Origin of the sequence: Acinetobacter sp. I-MWF, assembly GCF_025433935.1 — a bacterium.
Lineage (GTDB): Bacteria > Pseudomonadota > Gammaproteobacteria > Pseudomonadales > Moraxellaceae > Acinetobacter > Acinetobacter guillouiae.
Map to the genome: position 1 here is coordinate 2734308 of NZ_JAMBAR010000001.1, position 14946 is coordinate 2749253.

11 protein-coding genes are annotated in these 14946 nt (G+C 37.1%); 3 read left to right on the plus strand and 8 right to left on the minus strand.

What is annotated here, in order from left to right; genetic code table 11:
• Positions 1-297: 297 nt before the first annotated feature.
• The 4 genes from M2R48_RS12685 to M2R48_RS12700 are packed head-to-tail and all read right to left on the minus strand — an operon-like array spanning position 298 to position 4063.
• On the minus strand, positions 298-1329 hold the full coding sequence (locus M2R48_RS12685; protein ID WP_004719563.1) for an alpha/beta hydrolase: 1032 nt from the start codon (positions 1327-1329) through the stop codon (positions 298-300).
• Complete coding sequence (locus M2R48_RS12690) at positions 1329-2477, minus strand: YdcF family protein (protein ID WP_056512837.1); 1149 nt, start codon at positions 2475-2477, stop codon at positions 1329-1331. The genes M2R48_RS12685 and M2R48_RS12690 overlap by 1 nt, the downstream gene beginning before the upstream one ends.
• 13 nt (positions 2478-2490) lie before the next feature.
• On the minus strand, positions 2491-3519 hold the full coding sequence (murB, locus tag M2R48_RS12695; protein WP_262086349.1) for a UDP-N-acetylmuramate dehydrogenase: 1029 nt from the start codon (positions 3517-3519) through the stop codon (positions 2491-2493).
• A 40-nt stretch (positions 3520-3559) separates the two neighbouring features.
• The gene (locus M2R48_RS12700) at positions 3560-4063 is read right to left on the minus strand and encodes a low molecular weight protein-tyrosine-phosphatase (protein ID WP_262086350.1); all 504 of its coding nucleotides are present in this window, start codon (positions 4061-4063) and stop codon (positions 3560-3562) included.
• A 120-nt stretch (positions 4064-4183) separates the two neighbouring features.
• Between M2R48_RS12700 and M2R48_RS12705 the strand changes: the two genes are divergently transcribed.
• The 3 genes from M2R48_RS12705 (at position 4184) to M2R48_RS12715 (ending at position 7433) form a co-directional block, all read left to right on the plus strand.
• Positions 4184-5338 (plus strand): iron-containing alcohol dehydrogenase, encoded by a 1155-nt coding sequence (locus M2R48_RS12705; protein WP_262086351.1) that lies wholly within the window; start codon positions 4184-4186, stop codon positions 5336-5338.
• 629 nt (positions 5339-5967) lie between these two features.
• Positions 5968-6774, plus strand: a complete 807-nt coding sequence (locus tag M2R48_RS12710; protein WP_262086352.1) for an OmpW/AlkL family protein — start codon at positions 5968-5970, stop codon at positions 6772-6774.
• 227 nt (positions 6775-7001) lie between these two features.
• The gene (locus M2R48_RS12715) at positions 7002-7433 is read left to right on the plus strand and encodes an acyl-CoA thioesterase (RefSeq protein ID WP_262086353.1); all 432 of its coding nucleotides are present in this window, start codon (positions 7002-7004) and stop codon (positions 7431-7433) included.
• A gap of 65 nt (positions 7434-7498) precedes the next feature.
• Here M2R48_RS12715 and M2R48_RS12720 read toward each other — a convergent pair whose 3' ends face one another.
• The 4 genes from M2R48_RS12720 to dnaX all read right to left on the minus strand — a co-directional run bounded on the left by M2R48_RS12720 (position 7499) and on the right by dnaX (position 14794).
• On the minus strand, positions 7499-8218 hold the full coding sequence (locus tag M2R48_RS12720) for an MgtC/SapB family protein (RefSeq protein ID WP_056512824.1): 720 nt from the start codon (positions 8216-8218) through the stop codon (positions 7499-7501).
• A gap of 12 nt (positions 8219-8230) precedes the next feature.
• Positions 8231-10978, minus strand: coding sequence for a magnesium-translocating P-type ATPase (gene mgtA, locus M2R48_RS12725; RefSeq protein ID WP_262086354.1), 2748 nt, complete (start codon positions 10976-10978; stop codon positions 8231-8233).
• Between the two features lie 34 nt (positions 10979-11012).
• Positions 11013-11750: a hypothetical protein gene (locus M2R48_RS12730; RefSeq protein ID WP_262086355.1), complete on the minus strand. Its 738-nt coding sequence runs from the start codon at positions 11748-11750 to the stop codon at positions 11013-11015.
• An 809-nt stretch (positions 11751-12559) separates the two neighbouring features.
• Complete coding sequence (gene dnaX / locus M2R48_RS12735; protein ID WP_262086356.1) at positions 12560-14794, minus strand: DNA polymerase III subunit gamma/tau; 2235 nt, start codon at positions 14792-14794, stop codon at positions 12560-12562.
• Positions 14795-14946 lie beyond the last annotated feature (152 nt).

Below are 14946 nucleotides of genomic sequence, written 5' to 3' on the forward strand. Positions count from 1 at the left end.
ATCAGTAAAAATCCACACAAGTTGTTCTTCATATTCTCTTAATGATTAATTTATCACTTCGTCAGTGATAAATAAGACGCAATAAACATTTAACAACTTAACCCTCTAAGCTAAGTTCGTTTGCTGTATCGCGTCGGGATGCTGCGTATTCTATACAGATTTTAAACCAGCGCAAGCCCTATTTTCAACAAAATGCATCGTGTGATTATTTTTTAATCTAAATGTTTAAAAAACCGCATAATTCACCTATTTTTTAGGCATTTTTGAGAAATTCAGCTTAAAAGCAACCTATATCAATTATTCAAAATAATCACCAGAAGATTGTGCATGTAGAAACGCAGGAATTAATCCTGTTAATGCTGCACGTATATCTGCCCGCTCATTAATCAATTGATGCGAGCCTTCTTCAAGAATCAATAAGGTCTGTAATCTAAATTGTCGACGTACAAAATCAATATTATATTTCCAGTCTACAGTTTGGTCTTGTGCACCTTGTGCCAACCAAACCGGAATGCGGCACTTTGGATAGGCTTCCATTTCCAGCATCCACTTAGACATTGCCAAAATCCAATCCATTCCCATCATTCGAGGTTGTAACGGGTCTTTAAGGCGTACAAATCTTAAAAACTCAGGATTGTGATTATTTCTTTTAAAGTGACGTGGAACTTCTCTTTTAATTCTGCGAATAATTCCTAAACCGATAGAATTATGCCACCACGCTGTTTTTGCAGGTCGTACCAATGGTGAAAGCAGTAACACCCGATCCACAATTGGATTTTCACGTTTTTGTGCATATTCAAGTAAATGATGCATCCAAATTGCACCACCTGTACTTTGTCCCACTCCCAACCAGGGCTTAGGAAGCTGCTCTGCATTTTTTACATATTGATAGACCGCATGTAACACTTGTTGGTAATGGTCAAAGTTTTGAATATTTGCAGGAGAACCATTACTCAGCCCATGCCCTGGCAAATCATAAGTAATCACACTAAATCCTTGTTCAAGGATTTCTTTCACAATCGGTTGGTAAATACCACTATGTTCTAAATAGCCATGCAACAAACACACAGTGCCTTTTATTTTATCTATATTGGGTTTAAATACTTGCACATGGAGTTTAAACAACGGCATATCAATAAAACCTTGCCATTGCACACAGTCCAGTTGATCAAAACCATAAAGACGTTGGTAAGATTTTATTTCTTTATTTGGAATATATTCACGATTTAAGTTTAAAGCTTCTAATAGTTGTGGTGTTGTATCTCGACTTGGAATAGGTAAGTCAAGTTGCTTTAGAATTGTTGGATTTAAAAATGGAATATCTGCCATTAAGGCACCTCTCTACAGCCACTCGAACCAAACAACATATCTCTGATTGTTGCTAAAGTTTCATAATTGGCTCTACGACTATGATCATAATTTTGTTTGCTCGGCTGCCATGCTGTTAATTGAGTTGGCATTGGTGCATTAACAGGAATTGTTTCGATACCATTTAATGCAAATAAACGACGTGTTCTTGGCATATGGTAACGATCGGTAATTAATAAGACTGTAGGTGCACCACCTTTCTTCTGTAAAAGTAATGAGCTAAAGCGTGTATTTTCACAGGTGTTCATGCTTCTATTTTCTAATAGTTTTGCTTGAACACCGCGCTCAGATAACCATTTTTGCATATAGGGTGCTTCTACACCACTCAGCACAATAGGAAGTTTAACCTTCTCTTCTAAGGCTAAGGTTGTTTCAAGTCTTAGTTTGGTATAGTCATTCACAATAATGTCTTTTTGATTTTTATCTAAAGTTAAACCACCGCCCAAGACTACAATTGCATAAGGTTGACTGATTGGCTTCGGTTGTTCACTGGTTTTGGTAGGCAAACTTTCAAGATCTTCTTGTACTTGTGAACTGGACAATTCATTTGCCAATGTGTGTGAATTTTCTTGAAGTAATTTTTCATCAATTTTATGTTTTTTTAAGAATGTTAAATATTCATCCATTAAAGCCTTATTGTCTTCACTATTTAAATCCAATAAGTTTTTAACAACATCGTTCGATTGATTCTCAACAACCTCTGATGCAGCATGTTCAGACACCAATGGAATTACTGGTTTGTTTTGTTCTTCATCATCATTTTTTTGATCTTCAGCAATTTTTTCTTGCAAGGCTTTATATCGTAACTGGAGTAGCATTAAATCCTGAGCATTTTTACTCTTAATGGCTTCATCCATCAGCTTAAGATAGGCTTGTCGAGCAATCCATAAATCAGAACCAGGTTCTAAGTTTTCAGCCTCCGAAAGAGCAGCGTTTTGCTGGCTCTTTGCTGCCACCTGATTGACTTCAACTGGAACAATGCTATTCAGGATTTTAACCATCATTGTCGAATAAAATGGCGTGTACCAAAAAACGACCAAACAGCCGAATAATACAAATAATATGGCAATTATTCGTAGAAATCTGACCATCCAATGCGGTTTGACCATATATTTACTCAATTTAATGGTTTTCGATTAACCCTAGTTCATTATAAAGCACAGGTTCAGGTTCTAAGTGCACACCAAACTTCTCAAAAACATCTTTTTGTACTGCCTGATACGTTGCGCGTACATCTGTCAATGTTGCATCGGCATAATTCACCAACACCAAAGCTTGTTTATGAAACATTCCCACCTGATTAAGCTGTTTACCTTTCCAACCTGATTGATCAATCAACCAACCCGCTGCAATTTTAACGTGATTCCCTGCTTGAGGATAATGTGGAATATTAGGGAATTTTGCAATTAATTGTGAAAACTCTTGTTGCTTAATAATCGGATTTTTAAAGAAACTTCCCACGTTTGGATATTCTTTTGGGTCTGGGAGTTTACTTTGACGAATATGAATCACTTGCTTTTGTAAGTTTTCAGCACTCATATCATCCATCATTGCATCTTTTAAATCCCCATAATTCACTTTTAAATCAGCATGTTTAAGTAATTTAAAAATCACATGGGTAATCACATAACGATCTGGATCATCTTTAAAAATACTGTGTCGATAAGAAAAATGGCAATCTTGTGCTTGAATTGAAAGTGTCTGTGCTGATTGACGATCGTAGACTTCTACAGATTGAATAAATTCACCGACTTCAACACCATACGCGCCAATATTTTGCACAGGCGATGCACCAACTAAACCCGGAATCAAAGCCAAGTTCTGTAAACCATAAAGTTGTTGCGTTGTCGTCCATAATACAAAGTCATGCCAAACTTGCCCTGCACCCACTTTGATTGTTTTACTTTCGGCATCTTCACTTAAAAATTCAATACCTTGTATATCTATAGCAACTACAAGCGCATGAATATACTCAGGCAGCATCATATTGCTACCCCCTGAAAGCAGTAGAATATTTAAATCGTGTGCTTTAGAAAATTGCAACGCTTGTTGAAGATCTACGATAGATTGTATTTTGACATAATGTGATGCAATCGAGTTCAAACTCAATGTATTAAAGGGTTTGAGCTGAACCTGTGATTCAATATTCATAACTTAAATTTATTTCCTAAAAATATTTCAATCACTTGCATTAAAACTGTTGTTGAAACACATGTACCCAAGCCAAACTGCTTGATTCACACTGATCAAGTACACGTTCAAATCCATCAGCTTCACCATAATAAGGATCTGGAAGCGCCTGTTGTGGATAAACGCGATCGTGCTCACTCATTAAAGCAATTTTAGCTTTGATTTGAGCAAGACCAAATTGGCTGCAGGCTTGGTTATACACATGCTGTATATCCGCAAAATTCTGATGATCCATGGCAAGCATCAAATCAAACTCTAAAAAGTCTTGTATTTTTAATTGTCTAGCACGTAATCCAGAAAGATCATAACCTCTTTTTATTGCATGTTTTTGACTGCGACTATCGGGAGATTTATTCGGATGATAATTGCTCGTTCCAGCGGAATCCACAACTACATTTAATCGTTTTTCATCACAATAGTGTCGTAAAACCACCTCTGCTGTGGGTGAGCGACAAATATTTCCTAAGCACACACATAAAACTTTGTATGGCATTTTGGATGACATAACAACCTCAAATGATCATTTCTTTTATAAAGTCTTATGTTAAGTTATTTAGCAGGCGAATCCTATAGAACCTTAAAACAATAATGTTTAATTTGTGATGATAGATTAAGGATAATACATATGAGTCATTTTCAATTCCAAACTGTAGCCAATATTATTTCAGGTTTAGGATCAATCCAAGAACTCAGCACAGTATTAGGCAATCAATACCACAAAGCATTAATCGTGACAGATGCAGGCATGATTCAACACGCACTACATTTGCCGCTATTAAAAATTTTAGCGCAATGCAATTTAGACTATGAAATTTATGCCGATGTACAGGCAGATCCAGCAGAGCGGATTGTTTTATCGGCAGTTCAATTCGCAAAAGACAATCAAGTAGATGTGGTGATTGGCTTTGGTGGTGGTAGCTCTATGGATGTTGCCAAACTCATCGCGATATTGGCAAATCCAAAGCAATCACAAAGTATTCAGGAAATCTATGGGGTCAATAATGTCAAAGGCCCTCGCCTTCCTTTAATTCTCATTCCAACCACAGCTGGCACAGGCTCTGAAGTCACGCCCATTTCAATTGTCACTACAGGTGAAACCACCAAAACAGGTATCGTTTCCCCCATTTTATATGCCGATGTGGCAATTCTAGATGCAACATTTACCTCAGGCCTACCTGCACATATCACAGCAGCAACAGGTATAGATGCGATGGTGCATGCCATTGAAGCCTATACCTCTAAAATTAAAAAGAATTTTTATGCAGACATGCTTGCTAAACAAGCCCTTAAACTTTTAAATAAAAATTTAAAATTGGTCTTGGCGGATGGTACAAATTTAGCAGCTCGTCAAAATATGCTGGTTGGTTCTATGCTTGCAGGGCAGGCTTTTGCCAACGCTCCTGTAGGTGCTGTACACGCTTTAGCATACCCCTTAGGTGGTCATTTTCATTTATCACATGGGCATACTAACGCTTTAGTTTTATTGGAGGTGTTAAAATTCAATGCGCCTGATGCAAAAGCACTTTATGCAGAGTTGATGCAATGGCTTGATCCCTATAGTAAAGGCAGTACAGAAGGCTTATGTGACTTATTTATTGATCATATGCAGAGACACTTGGATCACAGTGGTTTGACTTTGAAATTGCGCGATTTAAATGTACACGAGCAGCAACTGGATAGATTGGCATCCGATGCAATGCTACAAACACGTCTTTTACAAAATAATCCAAGGCCTCTACTCCACGCAGATGCATTAAAAATTTATCAGGCGATTTATTAAAATTTATCAACATTGATCATGCATTGATTTATTGAATGCACTTTTAAATAGACTTCTTTCATAGGTCCTTTTTAAAACCATAAATCAACATAAAAGCGCCCTCATCCTAGCCTTCTTCCAGTGGGAGAAGGCACTTTCAATACCAATATGACTCGCACCACATGATCATTTTTTGATTTATGAAAAACCTTGAATAAACATAGAGTACAATTGAGACATACTCGCTGTGTGTTTTATTTAAAAGTATAAAAATATCTATCATATGACCTATAATTTGTGTTTGAAATATGTGGCCTGCATCAGATCAAATCGACCTAAATTTTGAACAAAATTTATAATCTTGTAAAAATACAGCATTAAAATTAAACTTGATTATTCTCAAAATATGAAAAAAACTATCTTATTACGTCGTTTTGTTATATTTTTTAATCAATCGAACTTAAAGTTTTTTTAAATATTTTATTTAAAAATGATTAATTATCAAACCATTAACCCATTAAATGTTTATTTTATGACTAGCTAGTAATTAGTTTTTATTTAATTTTTATTTAATTTTTAAAATAATTACTCTAAAATCGCGCCAGATCTTAATCGGAAAATTAAGACAACTAGTATTGGAAAATGATTCTATGAAAAAACTTACATTAGCAATTCTGCCATTAGCAGCATTTGGATTAAGCAACGTTTCTCACGCAGCAACTTCAGATGGTAAAACTTTTGGTGTTTCTGCTGGTTGGTTACATGTTATGCCTCAAAGTAAAGGACAAGGCGTAAATGGTAAAACTGGTAATAGTCCTTATTTAGGTCCATTGGCGAATATACAAGCCAATAACCCAGATGCAGGCTTTGAAGTACAAAATGCGGATACAGCAGGCTTAATGCTTGACTATTTTGTCAATGACAATGTTTCACTTGAATTAACTTTAGGTGCTCCTCCTGAAATGGAACTTGCTGGCCAAGGCAGCATTAAAGTTCACGGTGTTACTGTCGTTGATCTAAATAAATTTGATAAAGCTGCAACAACAGATGCTTATACACCAACGCTTTCTGCTCGTTATCACTTTGGTTCAATCAACAACAAGATCCGTCCTTATGTAGGTGCAGGCTTGATGTATGCTCATTTCTCAAATGTTGAGACTGATTCAGCAATCAATGATGCATTAAAAGCCAATCCTTTACTTGGTCGATACAATCCAGAACTAGGTAAAGTTAAAGTTGATGATGCGTTTGCACCTGTTGCAATCCTTGGCGCAGATTTCAATATCAACAAAAATTGGTATGCAACTGCTTCTGTTTCATATGCACATTTAACAACAAAAGCAAAATTAAATGTTAATGGTACAACACCAGCTGGACAAACCACTTTAATTTCAGGCCAAAGCAGCATTGAAATTAAACCAATCGTGACTTATTTAGGTCTTGGTTATCGTTTCTAATCGATTTGGACTGAATCAGCTCTAAATTGCAAAAGCTCATTAGGTTAGACTTAATGAGCTTTTTTATTGCATACACTTAATTATGAATGTTTAACTAAAACACTTGTAAACAAGTGCAAAATTCATCTATAAAGTTACTTGTTTATAAAATTTTGTAAAGCATTAACTTAGTGATTGATCACGAAAAAGCACTGTTAACTTTTTATCTATTTGAATGAATAATCCAAATGAAACCAGAAATAAAATTACGTATCCAATATCCCTTTATCTTCCCCATCCAAACACGTTGGGCTGACAACGATATTTATGGTCATGTGAATAATGTGACTTATTATAGTTATTTTGATACCGCAGCGAATGCACTCCTGATCCAAAAAACAGATTTTGATATACATCACTCACCCATCATTGGCTTGGTGGTAAATTCTTCATGTCATTTTCTCGAAGAACTCACCTATCCAGAAATTATTGAGGTTGGGGTCGCCATTGCAAAAATTGGTAATTCATCACTGAGCTATGATCTGGCTATTTTCAAACAAGGTAAAACTCAAGCTTCAGCACAAGGTCAATTTGTACATGTATTCGTAGAGCGTGAGACAAAGAAAAGCACCCCGATTCCACAAAAAATGCGAGATGCTTTGCAAGACTATATGCTTTAAGGCTAAAGCTAAAAATCGACGCTCAAAATAGCTTAAAACCGACACCCTAAAAATAAAACATCATTTTAAGCCAAGGTATTTTGATCCCAAAAAGCCTGACTCACTTCAGGCATTTGATTTAACATTTCAATAATCGGCTGAATTTCTTTTTCCTCAACAGAATTCGCAATCAAAATCGCCCTAATCTCTACATCTTGCTCACCAAAGGGTTCTACATCAAAATCTTTAGCAGGAAAATGATAACGCTTTAAAGCTTTATTTAGCTCATCCATGACATATTTACTGTGCTCTTTTTGACAAACCACATAAATTTCATGTTGCATTTCCGAATCAACATTTAAAGGTTTACGGTCGATAATATGCCCAATAGGGCGTAATAAAGTATTGGCTGCCAAAATAAATATCGTCGCTAATATAGCCTCCACCAAGCGGTCACAACCTGCCGCAGCACCGACAGCAGCAGAACACCACAAGGTCGCAGCAGTATTGAGTCCTTGAATATTCCCTTCTTGGCGCATGATTACCCCTGCGCCAAGAAATCCAATGCCAGAAACCACGTAAGCAATCACTCGTACTGAACCATCAGCACCTGTCAAGTTATTGGCAATATCAACAAATATAGCAGCGCCAAGTGCGACTAATACATTGGTTCTTAAACCTGCTGTTCGCTGTCTATACTGTCGCTCAAACCCGATCAATCCCCCTAAAATAAAAGCGCCAAGTAAACTAATCAAGGTATCTAGCATATTCGCTAATTCTAGATGTTGAATGAATTGGAGTTGCATTGGAGTTCTCCATTACCACCCGTAACGACGGATGTAAATTTTTTTCATCAGTTGCACAACCAGCATGTAGCCAAGCAAGATGAAAGGTAAGAATAAGAAATAAGTTAATGGTAAAGCTTGTAATTTTAAGTACTCAGCAAAAGGCCCCATTGGTAAGAAAATACCAGCAGCCACGATGACCAAGGTCATGACCATCAAAGGCATTGCTGCACGACTTTGAATAAATGGTATTTTTTCTGTACGAATCATATGCACAATAATCGTTTGTGTTAATAATCCGACGACAAACCAACCTGACTGAAACAAGGTTTGCTGTTCTGGTGAATTCGCATGAAATACAAACCACATGAGAGCAAAGGTCAAAATGTCAAAGATCGAACTGAGTGGCCCAAAGAAAATCATAAAACGTCCAATTTCATTTGGTTTCCAGCTTTGCGGTTTTTCAATCAACTCATCATCAACATTGTCAAATGGAATGGCGATTTGTGATACATCATAAAGTAAGTTCTGTACCAGCAAATGAATCGGTAGCATTGGTAAAAACGGAATAAAAGCACTAGCTACTAATACCGAAAAAACATTACCAAAATTTGAACTTGCCGTCATTTTGATATATTTCAGCATATTGGCAAATGTACGTCGTCCCTCTAGCACGCCTTCTTCAAGCACCATTAAACTTTTTTCAAGTAAAATTAAATCTGCTGACTCTTTGGCTATATCCACTGCAGTATCAACCGAAATTCCAATATCAGCACTGCGTATCGCAGCCGCATCATTGATTCCATCGCCTAGGAATCCAACCACATGTCCATTCTCTTTCAGCTGCATCACAATACGTTCTTTGTGAACAGGACTTAACTTGGCAAATACCTGTGCATATTCAACGGCAAATTTTAGTTCTTCATCAGTCATATTCTCAACATGCCCACCTAAAAGAACATGTTCACAGTCCAGACCAAGTTCTTTGCAAACCTTTTGCGTAACAAACTCATTATCACCGGTAAGCACTTTGACATTGACGCCATGCGCTGCCAATTGAGCTAAAGCAGGTGCGGCAGACTTTTTAGGTGGATCCAAGAAAGTTAGATATCCAGTTAAAATCAAATTACTTTCATCTGCGACAGAAAAGTCATCTGATCTACCACTAAAATCTCGATACGCGATGGCAATAACACGTAAACCGTCAAGATTAAATTGGCGTATTTTTTCTTGAATCGCCTCAAGATGGCCTGGTGTTAATAGCTCAATCTTGTCATTTATCTCTACATGCGAACAGACTTTCAGCATTTCCTCTGCCGCACCTTTAGTGATAATACGTGCGTTACCCTGTAAGGTTCTGACTACTACTGACATACGTCGACGCACAAAATCAAACGGTACTTCATCAAGCTTCTTAAATTTAAAATTTAGATCCTGTAAGTCTTGTGCGGCATGGTCCAAAATTGCAGCATCCAGTAAGTTTTTCAGCCCTCTTTGGTAATAGCTATTTAAGTAAGCCTGTACCAGTACACGTTGTGATGTCTTACCATTTACATCGACATGTTGTGATAAACAAATTTTATCCTCAGTCAAGGTACCTGTTTTATCTGTACACAAAACATCCATTGCGCCAAAATTTTGAATCGCATCTAAACGTTTAACGATAACTTTTTTACGAGATAAAAATACTGCACCTTTGGCCAATGTTGAGGTCACGATCATCGGCAACATTTCAGGTGTTAAACCCACAGCTACAGATAAAGCAAACAGCAATGCTTCACTCCAATCGCCTTTGGTAAAGCCATTGATAAATAATACAACTGGCGCCATGATCAACATAAATCGAATCAGTAACCAACTGACTTTATTTACCCCCATTTGAAATGAAGTCGTTGCACGATCTGCATGGGATACTCGGTGTGCCAAAGCTCCAAAATAGGTTTGTGTCCCAGTATTCACCACCACCGCTTTTGCAGAACCAGACACAATATTGGTTCCCATAAAAACAATATTTTCCAGTTCCAATGCATTTTGCAGGGTATGATCTTTTTGATCAGCAAACTTTTCTACAGGAATTGATTCACCCGTCATCGACGCTTGTGAAACAAACAGATCTTTTGCAAAGATTATTCGACAATCCGCAGGGATCATATCTCCAGCAGACAATAAAATAATGTCACCAGGGACCAAATCTTGGATCGCAAGTTCAACCTGTTGAGATCCTTGATCTAGGTCATATTGCAAGGTTTCAAGGTCTGGATCATCCCAATCTACTTGACGAATCACAGTAGCCGTATTACTTACCATTGCTTTTAATGCAGCGGCTGCTTTATTTGACTTAAATTCTTGCCAATAGCGCAGTACCGTAGAAAGTACAACCATGGTTGTAATAATGATTGTGCCTTCTATATCGTCGGTAAAGAAAGCCACCAAAGCCAAAATGGTAAGTAAAATATTAAATGGATTACGATAGGCATACCAAAGATGCTTCCACCACGGCAGTGGTTTTTCATGCGCAAGCTCATTTAATCCAAATTGTTCTTGTCGCTGCTCAACCTGCTTTGCTGACAAGCCTTGCTCTGTTGTATTTAAATGATTGAGCAATTGGTCTGAAGCTACATAGGAAGCATTGATCAAACTTTGTGAAAGCTTTTTACTAATTTCACTGGCATAACTGGCTTGATGTAATTCTTTAAATGAACGATGACGTTCAAATAAGTGTTGAATATGATATTTTTTGATGAAATTAGAAAATAAACGTTGCCATAGATTATGAAGCATAATGTTCTCCTTTTTTGGCAATAAAGACTTCTTCCTATTGAACAGGAATTGAATTAGATGATTTTTTTATGAGCTTAAAATTGGTGAGAAACTCAGCTCCCAGCCCAAACCAGCGATCATGATGGTGGTCAAATCGATCTGCATAAGCCACTTGGACCCTGACAAAATCTTGAATCAACTCATAACCAAATGCGGTTTGAAAAAATACAGACTGATGATCTTGATTAAAGATTTCTGCACTGAGCGAAGTTTTAGCATTGATCCAATAATTGCTTGAAATTGCAGCTAAAACATACTGAGTATTGCCCTGATGTTCATAGGAGATGTTGCCATTTAAAAATAACCGATCATCCAGTAATAAATAAGTTACGGGGAGATTCACTTTCCAACTAGACTGGTCATCACCATACATATTTCGGCTTATTGTTAAGGATGCGGCAGCGCCCCAACTATTCGACTCCACTGCTTTCAAATTACGTTTGAATTGACCTGATATCACATCATGACGATTCTTATTTTGAACATGATCATCCAGTTGAAAACTTAATTCCAAATTTTTGGCAATGCCACATACTGGAGAAAAACTGGAATTGACCTCCTGATGTTTATAAAAGTTTATATTACTTTCAAAATGGCAAGTATATAGATCAGCAACACTTGCATCATCTGTAATTAATACAGGATCGGCATATGCTGATTTATGAATAATAAGTAATAAAAAACAGCCCGTAATCAGTACTGTTTCTATCATACAAAGTTGATTGATTACCATCCGTAATCCTCATTGCTGAGGCGGTATTAATCTAAGTGCGCACAAAAACAAGCCAAAATTGAACTTATTAAAGTCAAAATTGAACTGTTTCACGTCAAAATGGGGATGTAGTTTAAAATCAGATTATAACTGTCTCATTGCAAGACAGCTTTCCTAAAGGCAGTGCTCTCTTGCTCAGATACGAATAATGGCTGTATATAAACTACAGCGCCTCGATGAACAATTTGCCACTTAGGGTCTCCGCTAATTAAAGTTGCCGCAATTATAACCATAAAAATATTTAAAACAAGTGATTTTCAGCATAACAATGCCTATAAATGCAAGATTGATCATCATAATTTGAATTAAAATTCTTATATAAATTGAGAACCTGATGAGATTTTAAAATGATTTACCTTGGCACAGACAGAAAAAGATTGTGAATATTCCATAAATCTCGACAAAATAGAATGGAATAAAAACAAGCCCAATTCCAGTGAAATTGAGCTTGTTTAAAATGATATTGAATCTAGATGTTTTTTTTAAAATTAGGGTCTGTTGACAATTCGTCTACGTTTGCGACTGCGAGTGTTTTTTAGGCGATACTAGGCACGAAATACGAAATTTAGTCATTCTAAATGATGAGAAACATCGTTTCGCAAGGTAACAACGTAGCGGCAAAAAACACACAAGTCCCGAAGGGTTGTGGCTAAAATTATCTCAGCCTGTGTTATGAAACTCGAAAATAGTCTCGCTATTCTCTTCGTTTCCTGCCTTGCCTGCTCAATTTTAGTCTACAACGCAAACCATTTATGAAATGTCTACAGCCCCTAAGCTTTAAGCTGAATATTTTCCAACTTTCCATCCAATGCTTCAATTAAGCTTTTGACTAAAGGCTCTTTTTGAAGCATTTCACTGGCACGATCATAAGCTCGAAGCTTACGCTCGTTTTGCATCATATAAGGTGTGGTCGATTCAACTTCACCATATTGCACCGTAAACAAAGTACTCGGCCATTCCTGTTTTAATTTCGCCTCAAGATCATGTTGTGCTTGGTTCAGTAATTTTTCATATTTTTGTGAAATTTGAAAAATAGATTGACCATTCACATCCCCAGTCATTAACCCATGCTGTGCAAGTTCTTGAACAGCTGGAGAAAGTGAGCTATTTCTAAACCAATACTCCCATTTATCAACCGTCCACTCACCTTCTAAGACCTGTAATTTTAAGGCAAGTATCTGTTGCGGCGTTTGTTCATCAGAACAAGAGCCATGTTCTATTTCAGGGATAATATTAGAAACTTGAGTTGGAATATCTGTTTGAGAATGAATAGGCTCAACCAAATCAATTTCAACATTTTGATCCTGATTTTCAGGTGCTAAAAAGAATACATCTTGATTTGGACTAGACGGAGACGTGGTATTTTTCGGTTGACTCAACTCAGCACCAAACAAGGTTAAACTTGGTTCTGCATTTTCTACGTCAATTTTCTCTTGAACAATTGGCGGCTGCGCTTCAACACCTTGACGATTATGAGCCATTGCTTCAACCACAGCGCTTTGTTGTACTTCCTCAGCAAAGTCATCTAAATAGTCATCACTACTCGGTTCAATCTCAACACTTTGCTGTTGAGTTTGCTGATCTTCAACTTGGTCAAAAGCTGGAGCTAAATCACTCACTATACGCTGCGAATTGATCTCAACCTGCGCTTGCTGTACCTCCGCTAATAGCGCCTCAGTTTCTGGTTGTGAACTCACATTCAAAGTAGCATTTTGTTGTTCACTGTTTTTTTCAACAGGCACTTGCTGAGCCTGCTGTTGATGAGCTGGCTCTTGCTGAATTTGCGCTTGCTGAATCTGTGCTTGTTGCACAAGCCCCGTTTGAACAGATGCTTGATACGGTTGCTGTGAAATAACAACTTGATCGATATTCTGATTGTTTTGTGGTTGTTGAGCTTGAGAGACTACAATTTCATTGATTTGCATCGGTCTAAATGCCAGTAAACGCAATACTGTCATTTCAAAGCCTTGCTCTTGTGTTACTGCAAGTTGTAGCTCCGCTCTACCTTTACTGGCAATTTGATAATAAAGCTGTAAATCTTGTGCAGAGACAATTTTTGATAACTGCATAATTTTTTGATTAATTTCAGCACTGTATTTTAGACTTAAATCAGGCAAATATTGCAACATTGCCAACTCATGCAAAGTCGAAATAAACTGATCTAAAACCAATGAAACATCTAAAGCCTGTTGCCTAAATTGTAGTAATAATTGGCTGACACGTGCATTTTGGTTTTGATGAATTGCCAAGATCAAATCATAAATGATGGTTCTATCAATCAAACCCAGCATTTCTTTGACATCTTGATGATGAATTGCACCTTGACCATAGGCAATTGCTTGGTCAGTTAAGGACAATGCATCACGTAATGAACCTTGGGCGGATTCAGCAATTTGCCAAATCGCATCTTGCTCTGATGAAATTTCTTCTTTATTTAAAATATCTGTAAGGTGATGGGTAATTTCATCTACAGCCAATGGGCGTAATGTAAATTGCAAGCAACGTGAAATCACCGTAATTGGTAATTTTTGTGGATCTGTTGTAGCAAATAAAAATTTTACATGTTCAGGCGGTTCTTCCAATGTTTTCAATAACGCATTAAATGAATGCGTCGACAGCATATGTACTTCATCGATCAAATATACCTTAAATCGCCCTTGGGTCGGTGCATAAGGTACATTGTCCAGTAACTCACGTGTGTCTTCGACTTTAGTCCGTGATGCAGCATCGATTTCAATAAGGTCAATAAAGCGCCCTTCATTTACCGCCTTACAAGTTGCACAAACTTCACAAGGTGTAGAGGTTACCCCTGTTTCACAATTTAAACATTTTGCTAAAATTCGAGCAATCGTGGTTTTCCCCACCCCACGTGTTCCAGTAAATAAATAGGCATGGTGTAAACGTCCACGATCTAAAGCACTGGTCAGGGCACGTGAAACGTGATTCTGTCCGACCAATTCATTAAAGTTACGTGGGCGATATTTACGTGCAAGTACCTGATACATGGAAGCTCCTAGTTACAGGTCTAAGGATACTGTTTTTTTGCTGATTAGTGAATGAAGAACTGTAGAGTTATTTTTTATTAGAGATAATTCGATCAATTTCTTCTAATTTGACACTGTGCTCTACAACATAAAGTTTATCTATCTCTTAAATA